Here is a 17,497-nt window from a genome sequence, read left to right on the forward strand (position 1 = left end):
GGACTTTACGGTGTCACGTCGCATTTTGTACCCCAGACCGATAAACTTAGTTCGAATTCGACATTCAGATGCTATTTTGACGAGGAAAAGCGTGTCTACACCTATTGTTACGCTCGCAACGAGCTCACAGTTCCCACAACTAGATCCTGACGAGCAGGGGCTCCCCGACGCACTGCGTGAACGAGGAATTGAACCACGTATTGCGATCTGGGATGATCCAGACGTAAATTGGGACGACGCCGGTGTTGTTGTCGTTCGTTCCGTTCGCGACTATGCACGCGACCCACAGAAGTTCATTTCGTGGGCACAATCTGTACCACGCATCCTCAACTCTGCTGAGACAATGGCATGGAATACGGACAAACATTACCTCCAGAACCTAGCGAAGCGCGGACTTCCAACCATCCCAACTACCTGGCTGGAACCTGAACAGAATCTATCCAAGCAGCAGATCCACTCTCGCTTCCCCGCTTCTGGCGATTTCGTCGTCAAGCCAACGATTTCCTCAGGTGGTCGTGGAACAGGTCGTTACACCTCAACCGATGCCGCCTCACGCTCTGAAGCAATTGAGCACGCCATGTACGAACTCTCCGAGGGGCGTGCAGTAATGGTGCAGCGCTACCTCGACGTTATCGATCGCCAGGGCGAAACTTCGTTGATTTACTTAAACGGCTTGGCATCATACCAGGTTGAAAAGGAGCCAATGCTTCACCCACGGTTCCGCTCCGCTCAGGATTCGCATGTTGTGGACGAAGTGGCACGCCTTGCCGACGCTTCTGAAGAGACGTGGCGTTGGGGTGAGGAAATCCGTAAGGCTCTGCACGGCTACATCAAGGATGTCACCGGACGCGATGAGCTGTTGCTTTTCAACCGAGTAGACATCGTTCGTGGCGATGAAGAATCCGATTCAGAGTTCTACGTGATGGAAGTATCGCTCATTGACGGCTCCCTTTACCTTGGAGCAGACGACGACTTCGTAGGGCGTTTTGCAGATGCCATCCAGACTCGGGTCACGTGGTAAGGCACTACATTCTTCGTTAATAACATTGTGACCGTCACCAACATCAACAATCTGAAGATTTTACCAGTTGGTGACGGTGATCACTGATCGGAAATTTATCCCTTGACGCAAATCCTTGATATAGTTTCTAATCGTTGCGAAAGCAATATATGGTGGCTATAGCTCAGCGGTAGAGCACCTGGTTGTGGTCCAGGGGGTCGCGGGTTCAATCCCCGTTAGCCACCCAAATAAAACCAGCGATAGTCATCGCTGGTTTTTCTTTTCCATAATTTGCTTACGGACTCATCAACGTATTCTCGAATCTAGGGGCAGGTGTTCCGATCCCTCAGCGTCAGGATCGCCGCTGGTCGATTACCTCCATAATTACGGGTAACCTTAAAGGGTGAACGATCAAACTAGTCCTGCGCCGTCTTCATCCTCTAACGAGATTGCACCGCAACCGGCACTCAACCTTGCACTTGATGCTCTAGAAGATTCCTTCGGCCTGTCCCCTTCTCCAGAAGCGATTGTTGACGCGTTCACCGAGTGGATGTCTTCAACTGGGAAAACGATGTACCCTCACCAAGAGGAAGCGCTGCTTGCAATCGTCTCCAGCGATCACGTCATTGTTGCCACCCCCACCGGATCGGGCAAATCCTTGATCGCGATGCAGGCTCTTTTCACCGCACTAGCCACCGGCAGAACCGCCTACTACACAGCTCCTCTTAAAGCACTTGTCTCTGAAAAGTTCTTCGAACTCATCCGGCTCTTCGGGGCTCACAACGTCGGCATGGTTACGGGAGATTCATCAATCAACGCCGATGCCCCAATAATCTGTGCCACTGCGGAGATTCTTGCCAATATTGCTCTGCGGGAAGGTGATAGAGCCGACGTCGGCGTCGTGATCATGGACGAATTCCACTTCTACGCTGATCCACAGCGTGGCTGGGCTTGGCAGGTTCCGCTTCTGGAACTTCCTCAAGCACAACACATCCTTCTATCCGCAACTTTGGGAGACACCACCTTCCTTGAAAAGGACCTCACCGAACGCACGGGCAGGTCAGTTAGCGTCATTGACGACGCGGTTCGCCCAGTTCCACTGCACTTTTCATGGTCCACCTATCCTATCCATGAGGTGATCCAGGACCTGGTTGCAACACATATGGCACCGGTTTACGTTGTCCATTTCTCACAGCGCGAAGCAGTGAGTCAAGCTCAGTCCCTCCTTCCACTGTCACTGATTTCTAAAGAACAGAAAGAAAAGATTACCAAAGCACTAGGTAGTTTTAAGTTCGGACCAGGATTCGGCGCACTACTTTCCAAGTTGCTACGCTCAGGTATCGCCGTTCACCACGCTGGTCTTTTGCCACGGTATCGGCGCCTTGTCGAGAAACTAACGCAACAGGGTCTCCTCAGTGTCATCTGCGGTACAGACACCCTCGGCGTCGGAATTAACGTTCCGATTCGAACGGTACTTATCACTTCACTCACCAAGTTTGACGGCAGCAAAATGCGTCACCTTACCGCACGCGAATTCCATCAAATTGCCGGTCGTGCGGGAAGGGCTGGCTTCGACACTGTGGGATACGTCGTGGTCCAAGCTCCTGAACACGAGATCGAAAATGCACGCAGAATACGCAAAGCTGGAGATGATCCAGTTAAGCAAAAACGCGTGCAAAAGGTAAAGCCCGAGGAGGGCAAACTTCAATGGTCAGAAAAGACGTTTGAGCAACTCAAGGACCGCGAACCTGAAACCTTAAAATCTCAGCTTCGTATCAATCACGCAACAATACTCAACCTATTGCAACGTCCTGATCCGGTTGAAGCCGCGGTTCACCTCCTTACTAAGAACCACGAACCGCAGTCAGAGCGAAACCGCCTAGTTCGCGAAGCAATCGATATTTATTCTTCGCTACGATTGGCAGGCGTCATCGTTCATGAGGACAGGGTGTGGAGACGCGAACATCCGCAGCAACCAGCTATTCACTTCGCCAAAGAAGTTCCATCAGACTTCGCACTTAACGCCCCACTTTCACCGTTTGCGCTGTCTGCACTGGACCTTCTTGAACCGGAATCGCCTAGCTATGCTCTTGATCTTTTATCTGTCATTGAGTCGGTTCAAGAAGATCCCACCACGGTTCTAGTTGCTCAGAAGAAAGCACTCAAGGGTGAACTCATTAATCGTCTCAAGGCACAGGGAATGGACTACACCGAGCGGATGCAGCTCGCTGACGAAGTCACTTGGCCGATGCCACTAGCCGAGCTTCTCCAACCTGCCTTGGAGATCTATGCCCAAACGAATCCGTGGGTGAAGGGTTATGAGCTGTCACCGAAATCTATCGTCCGTGCAATGATCGAAGAGGCAATGACTTTTTCTGAGTTCATTTCACGCTACGATCTTGCCCGTTCTGAGGGGATTTTGTTGCGCTATTTAACCGATACGTATCGCGCGTTGAAGCAAATAATTCCACTGGATGCACGAACCGAGGAAGTCGATAACATAATTTCTTGGCTCGGCAGACTGGTTCGATCCGTTGATTCCTCGCTTCTAGACGAGTGGGAGGCACTCGCAGATGGACGAGTGACGCTCGACGAGCTCGACGCACTTGGAGACGACGATGCCAGCACGGGTGAGGAGGCGGCATTCGGTGCCGACGAGAACGGCAACGTAGTTTTCAGTCGAAATAAACACGCACTTCGAACCATTATTAGAAATGCTCTGTTTGATAGAATCATCGCCTTTGATCGTGAGGACTATGATCTCCTGGGCGAGTGGGATGCCTCTTCCGGATGGAATAGTGACCGCTGGGCAGATGCCGGAGATGACTACTACGACGAGTACGAATACGTTGGAACAGACACGAATGCCCGTTCCGCTAAGTATTTCCAGATCCTCACCGATCCTTCTCTTGCCGATCTTATCCAAGCAGGTTTGGATGACGACGCCGCAACCACCTTGCTCGAGACGCATCAGCCCGAACGCCTCTGGCTCGCGATTCAGATTATCGACGACGGTGAAGACGACCTTGCCTGGGCACTATGGGCAACAATTGACCTCGATAAATCTGACGAAACTGATTCACTAGCATTGAGTATCATCAATGTGGGAGCTCGATAGATTCTGTAGAGGATAGCAAGTAAAGAAAAAGAGGATGTCCAATGACTACGATCGACATCGAAGGAAATATCGCGGCTTTGCGTGAGCGGATGGCAGAAGCTGCCGTGAATAACGACCGTGATCCTCATAGCGTAAAGCTCATGCTGGCGGCCAAGTATCAGCCACTGGAAAATCTTATCCGTGCCATCGAATGTGGCGAAACTTTGTTTGGCCACAATCTCATTAACCAGCTTGAGGATTCGGAATCGGCATTGCGTTTTGCGGCTACCAAAATGCCTTCTGATCTAAGCCACCGCACCACAGTTATCGGTCACGTACAGTCCAATAAACTGAGCACTGCTATGGAGTATGCGCAGCGAATTGACACGGTTGATTCACTCAAAAATGCCAAACGAATTAACCGTAGGCAGGAAGCCAAGGTCGAATCAGGAGAAACGAGCCTACCTTATCCAATTCTGCTCCAAGTTAATTCATCAGGTGCACAGACTCAGTTCGGATGCGATCCAAAAGACCTTTTGGAGCTTGCGGCTCATGTAGCAAGCTTGCCATTCGTCTCCGTCGAAGGGTTAATGACAATCGGTGCGAACTCCTCTGATCCCATGGTTGTTGATCGCAGCTTCGAGATTACTCAGAGCCTGCTTACCGAGATGAAGAAAATCGCTGGGCTCGAAAATGCGTCTGAGCTGTCTATGGGCATGACGAACGACGTCGAGAACGCAATTAAATACGGTTCAACCGTTGTGCGCGTAGGAACAGCAATTTTCGGTCCTAGGCAGACCACCGCTAATTAACAGTGTATGAGTTACCTCTATAAGAGAAGAGGCAACCATTAGTGACATAAAACTAAAAGGGCCCGGACTCCGTTGTCCGGGCTAACATGTTACTTTCAGCCTAACCGCCTTTGACTTATATCACAAATTAGCAATGCCCTTTGAGAAATGGTGCGCCGAAATTGTAACGATATTTCAGTTGTTAGTACGCCATGTAAGATAACAAGAAGTTGATTTAGTGCAAGAGCAATAAGAAAAGATAAAAGTGATAGCTCTTCGATTGTTTTCGAAGAGCTATCACTTAAACATCTTGAAATCAGTGAACGGACAATCCTCGTGAACGGAAGATTTCGCGCACAGCTTCTGTTTCTTCGTTAGAAGGCGGCGTCACATCGTCTAATTCATATTCCATTCCAAGGGTCTCCCACTTATCGCGCCCCATTTGGTGAAATGGCAAAACCTCAACACGCTCAACCGTTGACCACTTGCTAACAATGTCAGCAACAGCATTAACGTTTTCTGGTGAATCAGTCAAAGTTGGTACTAAAACGAAACGAATCCAGATCTTCTTTCCTGCAGCAGCTAGGCGATCACCAAATCGAAGTGTTGGCTCTAGCTCACGACCCGTCGTCTTCTTATAAATTTCGGGAATTCCGCTCTTGACATCGAGTAACACTAAATCAATGTTGTCCATCATGTCATCGGTAAGCGCTGAGCCGAGGAATCCAGAGGTATCAATTGCCGTATGAATACCCATTTCTTTACAACCACGCAATAATTTCGCCAAGAACGCTGGTTGAAACAATGGCTCACCACCTGAGAAGGTGACTCCACCGTCGGTGGCCTTGAACACAGAGCGATAGCGCTTGATTCGATTCAGCAAGTCTTCAGTACGGACCGCTGTACCGTCACGCATCTTCATCGTATCTGGATTATGGCAGTAGAGGCAGCGAAGTGGGCAACCGGCGAAGAACGTCGTCATACGAGTTCCTGGCCCATCCACTGCGGTAACGAGCTCCCAAGAATGAACCGATCCAACTTCTCCGGCACGAACTGCCATCATCTGTTCGGAATGACTCATCTGCCCGGCGAAAGTAACACCTGAAAGCCCAGCTCCTCCAAGTCGAGGAACTTCGATATCAAGAGGCTCGGGACGGTACTCCCCTGTTGAACCCTCAGTTGCCCGAGTCTTTAACATAGTCATACCGCCCCGATCCTTGAAATGAATGATTATAGGTCACTACACAGCTACAAGAGTTGCGTAGGTAAATCTCACATACCTTGGTGGAAGGTACGAGAGATGACGTCGAGTTGCTGCTCGCGGGTCAAACGAACGAAGTTCACTGCGTAACCCGAGACGCGCACAGTAAGCTGTGGGTATTTCTCTGGATGTTCCATAGCATCCTCAAGGGTGTCGCGGTTAAGAACGTTAATGTTTGCGTGATAAAGACCTTGGATACCGCCCTTAACTTCGCGGCTAGCCTTCATCGAAGCTTCGCGCTCTGCGTATGATTTTGTTGCCATTGGATTCTCCTCAACAATCTTTATTTTTTACGTTTTTCCTATAACCGAGTCTAGCTGGTTGGCAGCATCTAAATGCCACCAACCAACGTGTTCTCTGACTCAGTCTTGCTTAATGAAGCCTGCATCCATGATGCCGACAAGGTTTTCGATTTGCTCCTGCTGGGTACGACCGAGCGAGGAAGGAACAATTGTGTTCGTCAATGAGATGCCATCGAGAGCATCGTCGTAGTCGAGTTTGCCGACCGAAAGCATCGAAGCAAGCATTCCGTGGGTATCTGCACCATTTTCTGGGTTTGCACCTGGAGCGAATGGAGTACCTGCACGATGACCCGATGGGAAGTTACCCGTTGCCTTGCCGTAGACGACGTTCGAAGTAATCGTCAAAACGGACTGGGTTGGAATTGCATCGCGATACATCGGAATGGACTTGATCTTGCTCATTACGGTGTGAACGATGGTTGCAGCGATATCATCTGCACGATCGTCGTCATTTCCGTAACGCGGGAAGTCGCCTTCGGTCTTGTAGTCAACGATTAGACCGGACTCGTCACGAATCGGAGTTACCTTTGCATACTTAATTGCGGAAAGCGAATCGGCAACGATGGATAGGCCAGCGATTCCACAACCCATCGTGCGAACGATGTCAGAATCATGAAGAGCCATTTCCATTGCTTCGTAGGCGTACTTGTCATGGCTGTAGTGGATGATGTTGAGTGCCTCAACGTAGGTTCCAACTACCCAATCAAGCATGTCTTCATACTTCTCCCAAACCTGGTCGAAGTCGAGTGGAGCATCGCCCTCAACTGGGTCATATCCGGTAACGATTTGCTTACCGGACATTTCATCGCGTCCACCGTTCATAGCGTAGAGAAGAGCCTTAGCGGCATTCACACGAGCACCGAAGAACTGCATCTGCTTTCCCACACGCATTGGGGAAACACAGCAAGCGATCGCGGCGTCGTCACCCCAGTGACAACGAATTTGCTCGTCCGCTTCGTACTGAATCGACGAGGTTTCGATCGAAACGCGTGCACAGAAGTTCTTGTATCCAACTGGGAGCTGAGCGGACCAGAAAATCGTGATGTTTGGCTCTGGTGCTGGGCCGAGGTTCATCAGAGTCTGGAGCAAGCGGAAAGAAGTCTTGGTAACGAGGGTACGACCGTCTTCTGAGAAGCCACCGTCCGACCAAGTCGCCCAGTAAGGATCACCGGAGAAGATCTGGTCGTAAGCTTCGGTACGAAGGAAACGAACAATTCGGAGCTTAATAACAAGTGCATCGATAATTTCCTGAGCTTCAGACTCTGTAAGGATTCCACGCTTGAAGTCACGCTCGAAGTAAACATCAAAGAAGCCGGAGAGACGACCAAAGCTCATCGCTGCTCCGTCTTGGGACTTCACAGAAGCGAGATAACCGAAATAGGTCCACTGTACTGCTTCTTTAGCAGTGGTTGCTGGTTCAGAAATATCAAAACCGTATGATTCAGCCATACGCTTGAGTTTCTTGAGTGCCTTGATCTGCTCTGAGTGCTCTTCGCGATAACGAGCCCAGTGCTCTGAGAAAGGCTGATCAGCAACGGCGTCGCGAGCAGCAGCTTTCTCGTTGATTAGATAGTCAACACCGTAAAGTGCAACACGGCGGTAATCGCCGATGATGCGGCCACGGCCGTATGCGTCTGGCAAACCGGTGATGATGTGCGAAGAACGAGCTGCACGAATGCGTGGAGTGTAGATATCAAACACGCCTTCGTTGTGGGTCTTACGGTACTTCGTGAAGATTTCCTTCACGCGTGGGTTAACCTCTTTGCCAGCTTCGTTAATAGCCGCCTCAACCATGCGCCATCCGCCGTTAGGCATCATCGCACGCTTCAATGGAACATCGGTTTGAAGACCAACGACGACGTCGTCTTCTTCACAGATGTATCCGGGGCCGAACGCGTCGACATCGGCGGGGGTGTCTACGTCAACGTCGTAGACACGCTTTTCACGCTCAACCGAAAGGTACTTCTCATCGAGAGTCTTCCATAGATTAAGTGTCTTGTCTGTTGGTCCAGCCAAGAAGGAATCATCACCTTCATAAGGTGTGTAGTTTTCTTGGATGAAGTCACGGACATCAATTTCTGATTTCCAGGTTTCTCCGGCGAAACCTTCCCATCCAGCAAACTGTGCCTCTTCAGCTGAGTTTAGACCTGCATTCACGCTCACAGCGCTTCTCTCCTTAGATAAAGTTTTACCTTCAATCCCATCCTAAGAACACCAGTTCAAAGGTTCTAAAGCTCAGACGCAGATCACATTCTCCATTTAGTACATTTCCGACTTTTCGGACAGAGCTATATTTTCCATTTAGTTTTAACAGGACTATCGGCCCTAACATGCGTTGATGCTGATCACAAAGAAACGCACTTTCCCCACTAAAACTCGCATTTTTTCGCAAAATCCAAGCTGAACGAATTATCTGGGACCTTTTGTGAATTCGCTCAACTTTTACTACTCGAATAAAGAATAAGGCATATCAGAGTCGTCAATACTGTCCATAGCGCCGATATACCAGCAATATGTGAACGTTGCCCGAGCCTAATTCGCCATTCTCAAATTTGTGGCTTTACGTGGTTACGTAACAGTCCAAAGATGTAGCCATCAGTTAGCGCTTCCAACGAAGCTTCAATAACGTCAACCCCAACTCCAACCGTGGTCCACGTACCTGATCCATCTTTCAATGTGATCAGGACCCGGGTGGTTGCCCCAGTACCACTCTTTGAGTCCAAAATACGTACTTTGAAGTCGATCAACTCGAAGGTTTTCAGTAGAGGGTAGACGTTTTTCAAGGCCGTCTTCAATGCCGAATCAAGAGCGTTAACTGGACCAACACCTTCTCCGATACGCATAATACGCCGTCCACCAGCGTGGATTTTTACGTTCGCTTCAGAATAAGTTTCAGATACATCGTGGCGAGTCGTTGCCACATGGGTAGACCAAGATTCGATTTCGAAGAACTTCGGTCGCTTCCCTTCTACGATTTCGCGAGTCAGCAACTCGAATGAAGCATCAGCAGCGTCAAAAGTATAACCTTGCGCCTCAGCGGCTTTTACGTGGTCAGTAATCCGTACAACTGCCTCTGGGTTGAATTTTAGATCGATTCCGAATTCTTTGGCTTTTAACTCGACGGAGGCTCGGCCAGCCATATCCGATACCAACATCCGCATACCATTACCAACTGCCATTGGATCAATATGTTGATAGAGATCTGGATTTACTCGGATTGCCGAGGCGTGGAGTCCAGCTTTGTGCGCGAAAGCGGAAATACCAATATACGGCTGACGCGATGCCGGCGAGATATTGGTTATCTCGGACACCGCGAACGCAACACGGGCGAAATTCGATAGTTCTTCAGCCGTGACCAACGAATAGTTCGCCTTCATCTGAAGATTTGCCACACAAGTAATGAGGTTAGCGTTTCCTGTGCGCTCCCCATAGCCGTTAATCGTTCCTTGGATCTGGCGGCATCCAGCTTCAACAGCAGCAATGGTATTCGCAACCGCACATCCACCGTCGTCATGGGTATGGATGCCTAGCTGTGGATCAGAAATACCGTTCGCACCTAAAACGGCTCGAAGCTGAGTTACGATTTCGGTGATTTGCGATGGCAAGCATCCACCATTGGTATCACATAGAATCACCCACGTCGCACCCGCATTGAGGGCAGCCATCGCAGCCGCAGAAGCATAGTCAGGATCATATGTAAATCCGTCGAAAAAGTGCTCGAGGTCAATCATCACTTCGCGTCCGAGGGAACGTAGGTACTGAACAGACTCAGAAATCATTGCCAGGTTTTCTTCACCTGATGTGCGTAATGCCTGCTCAACGTGGCGAATATCTGATTTCGCAACAAGGCACAGAGCTGGGGCTCCAGAGTCAATGAGCGCCTGGAGCTGAGGATCATCTTGCGCACCGATTCCAACTTTTCGGGTTGCACCGAACGCCACTAATTTCGCGGTCTTAAGGGGATTATAAAGCCGAACCTGATCGAAGAACTCTGTATCGCGTGGAATCGCACCGGGCCAACCACCCTCTATAAAGTCAGCACCCATTGATTCGATGATCGGAAGCATCGCGATTTTATCGGCTACAGACAAGTTAATACCTTCTTGCTGAGCACCATCGCGCATAGTGGTGTCGTAGACGAATACCTTTTCGGTCATTTTTCACTCCGAAATCTTGTACAGCCACCCAAATCGATCTTCTGCTTTTCCAAGCTGAATCGACGTGAGCTCGTCATAGACGTGGCGCGTCATATCGCCGGTTGGAATAGTTATATCAAAGTTCTCACCAGCAATGCGACCGATGGCCGTGACCACAGCCGCAGTTCCACAGGCAAAAACCTCCTTCACTTCGCCGCTTCGAAGCCCATCAACCAGCCAATCGATATTGATGGTAGCTTCTTCAACCGCGATCCTTTCATCTTCAAGGAACTGAATAATTGATGAACGCGTACCACCCGGCAGAATGTTACCGGTGAGCTTCGGTGTCTTTACACTTCCGTCGGCCATGACGATGAATACGTTCATCCCTCCCAACTCATCGACGTTTGAGTTAGTTTGAGCGTCAAGGAACATCACTTCGTCAAAGCCGTGGTGATGTGCTTCAATCTTAGGGAGCAAGGATGCGGCATAGTTTCCGCCGGTCTTGGCATCGCCCATGCCTCCAGGACCCGCGCGATGATACTTTTGATCCACCCACACGTCGATCGGCTGGAAACCATGTGCAAAATATGGGCCTGAAGGAGAAGCTATCACTACATATTCGTAGCGCGAAGCGGCTCGTACGCCGAGGAAGGATTCCGAGGCGATAATAAATGGACGCAGGTAGAGCGAGGTACCCTCCCCTTCTGGAACCCAACGTTGATCCATTCGAATAAGATCGACGATCGATGCTAAGAAATCATCTACAGGGAGCTCCGGAATCGCTAATCGCCCACTAGAATAGTTGAGGCGAACCGCGTTATAAGACGGTCTAAAAGTCCAAATCGACCCATCTGCGTGGCGGTAGGCTTTCAGCCCTTCGAACACTTCTTGCCCATAGTGAAGCACCGACGAACCCGGATCAAGGCTGAGCGGCCCATACGGTTCGATAACCTTGTTATGCCAGCCTTCAGGCTCAGTCCACGTAGCATGAGCCATATAATCAGTAAAATCTATGCCGAAACCGAGGTTATCCATTACATGGGCGTATTGGGCATCGGATTTCTTATGGTCGTGCGTTTGGACGGCAAAAATTCCAGCAACCTCATCCGCCGTTGGAATCATTTGTGCAGCTTGGAGTTCAAGTTCCGTCTGTTGGTGCGCCATGAGAATACCTTTCCCTAATAAACGAGCTGGGGCTACCGTCGTCTTAATTGTAAATTAGTGTTCGTGCCAAAAATCGAAGCTGCTGTGCACGCAACAAATCGGCTATTAGAGCTTCGAGCAAATGTCGTCACCGATGCAAGAGGTGGATCGAATAAGTTCCTCGCCATTGGCAATTGCTGCGGCACGCGCTTTCATATCGCTTTCTACCGCAGCTGTAATTTTCGCGGCCAGCTCAGGAAACTCTAAAAATTCCACCATCATCGCCACGGAGAGGATTGTGGCGGTTGGATCTGCGATTCCCTTACCTGCAATGTCCGGTGCTGAGCCATGGACGGGTTCGAACATCGATGGATAAGTACGGTCCGGATTAATGTTTCCAGAGGCAGCGAGCCCGATTCCGCCTGTGATTGCCCCAGCTTCGTCGGTCAAAATATCTCCGAACAGATTGTCTGTCACGATTACGTCAAACCGTTGCGGATCTGTGACCAGGTAAATCGTTGCAGCATCGACGTGGGTGTAGTCCACTTCTACCTGTGGATACTCTTTACCAACCTCGGTGACGATTCTGCTCCACAGGTGTCCCGCATTAACCAAAACGTTGTGTTTATGGACCAAGGTGAGTTTGTTGCGCCGTGACGCTGCTTTTTCAAACGCGAAACGAACCACCCGTTCAACACCGAAGGCAGTGTTCACCGAGACTTCGGTAGCAATTTCTGCTGGAGTACCGACTCGGATTGCGCCACCGTTTCCGCAGTACAGACCTTCCGTTCCTTCACGGACGACGACGAAATCCACACCTTCAGGGCGAACCAAAGGACTCGGCAGGCCTTCGTAATACTTTGATGGACGCAAATTAACATAATGATCTAAATCAAAGCGAAGTTTGAGGAGCAAGCCACGTTCCAATACGCCCGACGGCATAGATGGATCCCCCACAGCACCGAGTAAAATAGCATCCTTCGACTTAATGCTTTCACATTCAGTTTCGGTAACGATCTCTCCGGTTCGATGAAATCTCGAGGCGCCAAAGTCGTAGTGGGTTTCGTTAAAGACAACGTCACTGCCTTCAGCCGCGTGATGTAGGACTTTCAAGCCCTCAGCCACAACTTCGGGACCGATACCGTCACCAGGAATTACCGCAAGTTCAACGCTCTTCACCATGAATAAATCTTAGGACGCTGTTCAATTACTGAAACATTTGTATCAATATTTGAACTCTTCGATTAATAGTGCCGCAACTCGAAGCACGGCGGCAGTGCAATTGGAATAGGTAGAGTAACTTAACGATATTTTATGTTTACAAAAGTGATTGACAGTTGGAATGGAACGAGCTTAAGCTATCTCCATAACTGATTCTCAGTAAGCCACACCAAGTTTGTGTGGTTGAATGCTCCAAGCATTTGCTTAATCGGGTGCCAATTGGCACCCGATTTTATTTTCCGTCGCTTATAAGTACCTATTTCTCGCCATAATCATTAAAGAAATACTTTCCCAAACTCGCACATTTACTGCGATTTTTAGGAATAATAATCCTATGAAAGAATTCAATTTCAACGTCGGCGTTGACGTAGGTACTAATTCTGTTGGACTTTGCGCACTCGAGATTGGGGACAACGGTCTCCCTACTCGCATTCTGAACTCTATGGTTTATGTACACGATTCGGGTGTGGATCCTGAGCAGCGCAAAAAAGCGATTACAAGGCTCGCAACCAGTGGCGTTGCAAGAAGAACGCGCCGTTTATACCGGCGTCGTAAGCAGCGACTACGCGCTCTTGATACCTTCTTGAAAGAAAACGGTTACCCGATAGTCGATTTAGATCAATTCCCAGACCCACACACCCCTTGGCATATTCGCGCAAAGTTGGCACGTGAAAAGGTAAGTGAATCGGAACTTCCCACCGCACTTTCCATTGCAATTCGCCATATGGCACGCCACCGCGGATGGCGTAGCCCCTATGCTCGGGTCGAATCACTACACTCCGAAGCTCCCGATTCTCAGGAATTCACAAATCTCAAAAAGCGATTGGTCGAATATAACGGAGTGGTCCCGTACGAAGATGCAACACCCGCCGAGGTTATAGCAGACATGATCAGCGACTACACCAAGATCCGTGGAAATGATGGAATCCTGGGCGGAAAGCTACGTCAGTCAGACAATGCTAACGAACTTCGCAAAATCGGGGAAGTTCAAGGTTTATCGGCGGATCAAGTAAATGCAATTATTGATACGGTGTTCAAGGCAGAGTCACCGAAGGGTAGCGCTGCTTCACGAACCGGTAGAGATGAACTGCCTGGTCAAGGCCATCTTCCACGAGCCGAGAAAGCACATCCTGCATTCCAGAAGTATCGAATCGTTTCGGTTGTTGCAAACTTACGTATTAAGGACGACGACGGCACATCGCGCATCCTAACGGAGGAAGAGCGTAACAAAGTGGTGGCGTTTTTGATGGAAGCCACTAGTGACGACGCAGTTACATGGACTGACGTCGCTGAAGTACTTGGGATCGTACGTGATCACTTGGAAGGGACCGCCAAGGAAGGTCCTGACGGCGAACGTCCATTTGCGAAACCGCCTGTAAACACCACAAATCAAAGGATTTTAGTTTCCAAGCCAAAGTCTTTGGTTTCATGGTGGAAGGAGGCTTCAGATGATGAACAAGCCGCGATGATCAGTATGCTTTCTAACGCCGAAATTCTTGAAGACGACGCGCCTGGTGCAGCTAGCGCCCAAACATTTTTAGCTGGATTATCAGATAAGGAACTCGAGGAAATCGACGGGATTAATCTTCCTTCTGGTCGCGCAGCATATTCGGTTGATTCTCTAACCAGGCTCACCAATCGGATGATGAACGATGGAATTGATCTTCATTCTGCTCGAAAAATCGAATTTGGGGTTGAGGATTCATGGAAACCTGCTGCTGAACCGATCGGAGCACCAGTAGGCAATCCCGCTGTTGACCGCGTACTAAAGATCGTCAACCGCTGGTTGATGGGAATTGTTAAAGAATACGGCTACCCTACTGTTGTAAATATCGAACACGTACGTAATGGTTTTGGCTCCGAGCAACAAGCTCGCGAGTATGAACGAGAATCTGGAAAACGTGCCGAAAGAAATCAGCAAGTAGTAGACCAAATTCATGCCGATCAAGGCTTCACAGGGCGCGTTCGGTACGCAGACGTTACCCGGTATCTTGCCGTTAAACGTCAAAACTGCCAGTGTGCATACTGCGGTACCCCAATCACACTGACAGACTGCGAACTCGATCATATCGTTCCACGAAAAGGAGTAGGGTCAACTAATAAGCGTAACAATCTTGTTGCCGTTTGTATCTCCTGCAACCGTTCAAAGGGAAATATCCCATTTAGAGTTTGGGCTGGGAAGAATCCAAATCCAGATATCTCGCTCGAAAAGGCAATTGACCGAGTTAAGCACTGGCAGTACGAAGAAGGATTCAGTACAAAGCAGTGGTACAACTTCAAGAAAGACGTTATTGATCGGCTTGCAAGAAGCACGGAAGACCCTGAGCTAGATAACCGATCTATGGAGTCAGTTGCTTGGATGGCGAATGAACTGCGCCACCGTGTGGAGTACTTCTTACAACAGCAAAACCCTGATTCACGAGTTGGTGTCTATCAAGGAAAAATTACCGCTCAAGCTCGTAAGGCCTCTGGTTTCGAGGACAGGGTTGAAATGATCGGAGGCGGCGGAAAGACCCGTCTAGATCGACGTCATCACGCGATGGACGCAGCCACAATTGCGCTAATGTCCCCCGGTATTTCCAAAACCCTAGCCGAACGAATTAACCTGCGGGATACTGAGCAGCTACTACGGAAAGCACCTACGTGGAAAGAGTATCGTGGCCGTTCAGACGGTGCGAAACAAAGTTTTGGCGAATGGATGAATAAGATGGATAGGCTATCTTTCTTGTTCAACGAAGCATTAGCAACCGATTCGATTCCTGTTATGGAAAATCTGCGCCTTCGTTTGGGTAACGGTAAAGCTCACGACGACGGAATCCGGAAACTTACTTATAAAACTATTGGATCGGTATGGACCGTGGCGGAAATCGACCGAGCCTCTAGTGAGCAGTTGTGGGTGGCCTTAACGCGGTGTGCTGATTTCGATGAGAAAACAGGATTACCAGAAGACGATACCCGCCAAATCCGTGTAAAGAACCAGTTCTTTACAGCTGAGGATACTGTAGGAATTTTCGGAACGGGAGCCGCCGCAATTGCTGTGCGAGGTGGCTATGCGGAAATTGGAAACACAATTCACCACGTTCGCGTTTATCGAATCAATGGAAAGAAGCCTGTATTCGCAATGGTTCGAGTGTTCATGTGTGATCTGATCTCACACAGAGACGAAGATTTGTTTACAGTGGAACTCAAGCCACAAACAATTTCGATGCGAACTGCCGAGCCGAAGATTAGAAAGGCGATCGCTGAAGGAACCGCTGAGTATTTGGGCTGGATGGTTGCTGGCGACGAAATAGAAATTGATATTTCTAATCCAAAGCTGATTTCGGGGCAGGTCAAAGAAATGCTTGATGACTTCCCCGGGCAGACGCGGTTTAGGGTGGCTGGGTTCTACTCTAATTCCAAGTTACGACTCCGCCCATTATTATTAGCAGCAGAAGGTCTGAACGTAGATTGTTCCGACGGTTCACAAAAGATAATCAACGGTGGCGGGTGGTTCCCAGCACTGAACGTTATTTTTACATATGGGAATCCATTAATTATTCGAAGAAACTCATTGGGCGTTCAACGAAACAATTCCAGGAATAGTCTTCCGATATCATGGCACGCCTAAATGCTGAGCAATGGAGAGTCCTCGATTTCACTGGTTTTCAAGGGAAAATCTCAGCGAGTCGAGGATCTCTCCTTGTGACTCCTGATAAGGGAGAACCAATTACAGTTCCTACAGCGGACGTAGGAACAGTGTTTATTGGCGTTAACACTAGATTCTCAGCCGGCTCAATGCATCGGCTTTTTGGCGATGACGTTTCGGTTATATTTTGTGATTGGAAAGGTGTACCGCTTGGGGGCGCCTACAGTTGGAGTGATCATAGCAGGGTTGGAGCACGCCATATTGCTCAAATGGAAGCAAGCCTTCCACGTAGGAAGTCTGCCTGGGCAAGTATTATCAAAGCAAAAATAAACGGTCAAGCAAATGTGCTTGATTACTGTGGAAAACCTAGTGCTAATCTGTTGCGGTCATTTGCAAAAGAACTTCGATCTGGCGACGTATCAAATCGTGAAGGGTTAGCGGCCAAAGTCTACTGGAGCTCCTTATGGGGAGAGGATGGATTTCGTCGCAATCCAGGTATCCGTGATGAAGTCCACGCACCAAACGCTCTTTTAGATTATGGATACACCGTGCTCCGTGGTCATGCCATGCGCGCAGTTTTGTCGGCTGGTCTTTCCCCAGCCCTTGGAATGTTTCATAAAGGTCGGTCGAATAATTTTAATCTTGCAGACGATTTAATTGAGCCTTTTCGCCCTGCAATTGATGCCTGTGTTGCTTCAGTCCTTGCGGATAAAACAATTAATTCTCCTAATGTTCGGAAAGAACTAGTGCAAGTTGCAGGTGATTGCTTTGGAGAAACCGGGAATTCAATCCCTTCAGAAATGGTGAATCTTGCCCAGCATTATGGGCAGTATCTCGAAGGAGATCTCCCCAAACTCCCAGTCAGCGTGTGGAATCCTACTCTCGCTCTTGGACTCGATGATGGCGAGTGAACCA

General features: G+C 49.2%; 11 protein-coding genes and 1 tRNA gene. 6 read left to right on the forward strand and 6 right to left on the reverse strand.

The genetic code is table 11. The features are described from left to right. Positions 1 to 91 precede the first annotated feature (91 nt). From EIH22_RS07235 to EIH22_RS07250, 4 genes are all read left to right on the forward strand, one after another. The gene (locus EIH22_RS07235) at positions 92 to 1,021 is read left to right on the forward strand and encodes an ATP-grasp domain-containing protein (protein WP_124055114.1); all 930 of its coding nucleotides are present in this window, start codon (positions 92 to 94) and stop codon (positions 1,019 to 1,021) included. A 152-nt stretch (positions 1,022 to 1,173) separates the two neighbouring features. Next, positions 1,174 to 1,245 (forward strand) — tRNA-His (locus tag EIH22_RS07240). Between the two features lie 158 nt (positions 1,246 to 1,403). Beyond that, positions 1,404 to 4,118: a DEAD/DEAH box helicase gene (locus EIH22_RS07245; protein ID WP_124055115.1), complete on the forward strand. Its 2,715-nt coding sequence runs from the start codon at positions 1,404 to 1,406 to the stop codon at positions 4,116 to 4,118. Positions 4,119 to 4,159: 41 nt separating this feature from the next. Beyond that, entirely contained in the window at positions 4,160 to 4,909 is a 750-nt protein-coding gene (locus EIH22_RS07250) for a YggS family pyridoxal phosphate-dependent enzyme (RefSeq protein ID WP_124055116.1), read from the forward strand. Between the two features lie 295 nt (positions 4,910 to 5,204). Here EIH22_RS07250 and pflA read toward each other — a convergent pair whose 3' ends face one another. From pflA to EIH22_RS07280, 6 genes are all read right to left on the reverse strand, one after another. Beyond that, on the reverse strand, positions 5,205 to 6,092 hold the full coding sequence (gene pflA, locus EIH22_RS07255; protein WP_124055117.1) for a pyruvate formate-lyase-activating protein: 888 nt from the start codon (positions 6,090 to 6,092) through the stop codon (positions 5,205 to 5,207). A 68-nt stretch (positions 6,093 to 6,160) separates the two neighbouring features. Beyond that, positions 6,161 to 6,412, reverse strand: a complete 252-nt coding sequence (grcA2, locus tag EIH22_RS07260) for an autonomous glycyl radical cofactor GrcA2 (RefSeq protein WP_124055118.1) — start codon at positions 6,410 to 6,412, stop codon at positions 6,161 to 6,163. A gap of 99 nt (positions 6,413 to 6,511) precedes the next feature. After that, entirely contained in the window at positions 6,512 to 8,608 is a 2,097-nt protein-coding gene (gene pflB / locus EIH22_RS07265; RefSeq protein WP_124055178.1) for a formate C-acetyltransferase, read from the reverse strand. A gap of 389 nt (positions 8,609 to 8,997) precedes the next feature. Next, on the reverse strand, positions 8,998 to 10,608 hold the full coding sequence (gene cimA / locus EIH22_RS07270) for a citramalate synthase (protein WP_124055119.1): 1,611 nt from the start codon (positions 10,606 to 10,608) through the stop codon (positions 8,998 to 9,000). Positions 10,609 to 10,611: 3 nt separating this feature from the next. Next, positions 10,612 to 11,754, reverse strand: a complete 1,143-nt coding sequence (locus tag EIH22_RS07275) for a branched-chain amino acid aminotransferase (RefSeq protein ID WP_124055120.1) — start codon at positions 11,752 to 11,754, stop codon at positions 10,612 to 10,614. Positions 11,755 to 11,859: 105 nt separating this feature from the next. Then, entirely contained in the window at positions 11,860 to 12,915 is a 1,056-nt protein-coding gene (locus tag EIH22_RS07280) for a 3-isopropylmalate dehydrogenase (protein WP_124055121.1), read from the reverse strand. 373 nt (positions 12,916 to 13,288) lie between these two features. Between EIH22_RS07280 and cas9 the strand changes: the two genes are divergently transcribed. Further along, the gene (cas9, locus tag EIH22_RS07285) at positions 13,289 to 16,564 is read left to right on the forward strand and encodes a type II CRISPR RNA-guided endonuclease Cas9 (RefSeq protein WP_124055122.1); all 3,276 of its coding nucleotides are present in this window, start codon (positions 13,289 to 13,291) and stop codon (positions 16,562 to 16,564) included. Beyond that, complete coding sequence (gene cas1, locus EIH22_RS07290) at positions 16,552 to 17,493, forward strand: type II CRISPR-associated endonuclease Cas1 (protein WP_124055123.1); 942 nt, start codon at positions 16,552 to 16,554, stop codon at positions 17,491 to 17,493. Before cas9 ends, cas1 begins: the two co-directional genes overlap by 13 nt. Positions 17,494 to 17,497: the final 4 nt, after the last annotated feature.

The sequence above is a fragment of the Arcanobacterium ihumii genome (genome assembly GCF_900604515.1).
In the GTDB taxonomy this organism is placed as follows: domain Bacteria; phylum Actinomycetota; class Actinomycetes; order Actinomycetales; family Actinomycetaceae; genus Arcanobacterium_A; species Arcanobacterium_A ihumii.

Coding starts and splice junctions, on each gene's coding strand:
- EIH22_RS07280 (WP_124055121.1), bottom strand. CDS start 12,915: ATGGTGAAGAGCGTTGAACTTGCGGTAATTCCTGGTGACGGTATCGGT.
- EIH22_RS07275 (WP_124055120.1), bottom strand. CDS start 11,754: ATGGCGCACCAACAGACGGAACTTGAACTCCAAGCTGCACAAATGATT.
- pflA (WP_124055117.1), bottom strand. CDS start 6,092: ATGACTATGTTAAAGACTCGGGCAACTGAGGGTTCAACAGGGGAGTAC.
- grcA2 (WP_124055118.1), bottom strand. CDS start 6,412: ATGGCAACAAAATCATACGCAGAGCGCGAAGCTTCGATGAAGGCTAGC.
- cimA (WP_124055119.1), bottom strand. CDS start 10,608: ATGACCGAAAAGGTATTCGTCTACGACACCACTATGCGCGATGGTGCT.
- EIH22_RS07250 (WP_124055116.1), top strand. CDS start 4,160: ATGACTACGATCGACATCGAAGGAAATATCGCGGCTTTGCGTGAGCGG.
- cas9 (WP_124055122.1), top strand. CDS start 13,289: ATGAAAGAATTCAATTTCAACGTCGGCGTTGACGTAGGTACTAATTCT.
- cas1 (WP_124055123.1), top strand. CDS start 16,552: ATGGCACGCCTAAATGCTGAGCAATGGAGAGTCCTCGATTTCACTGGT.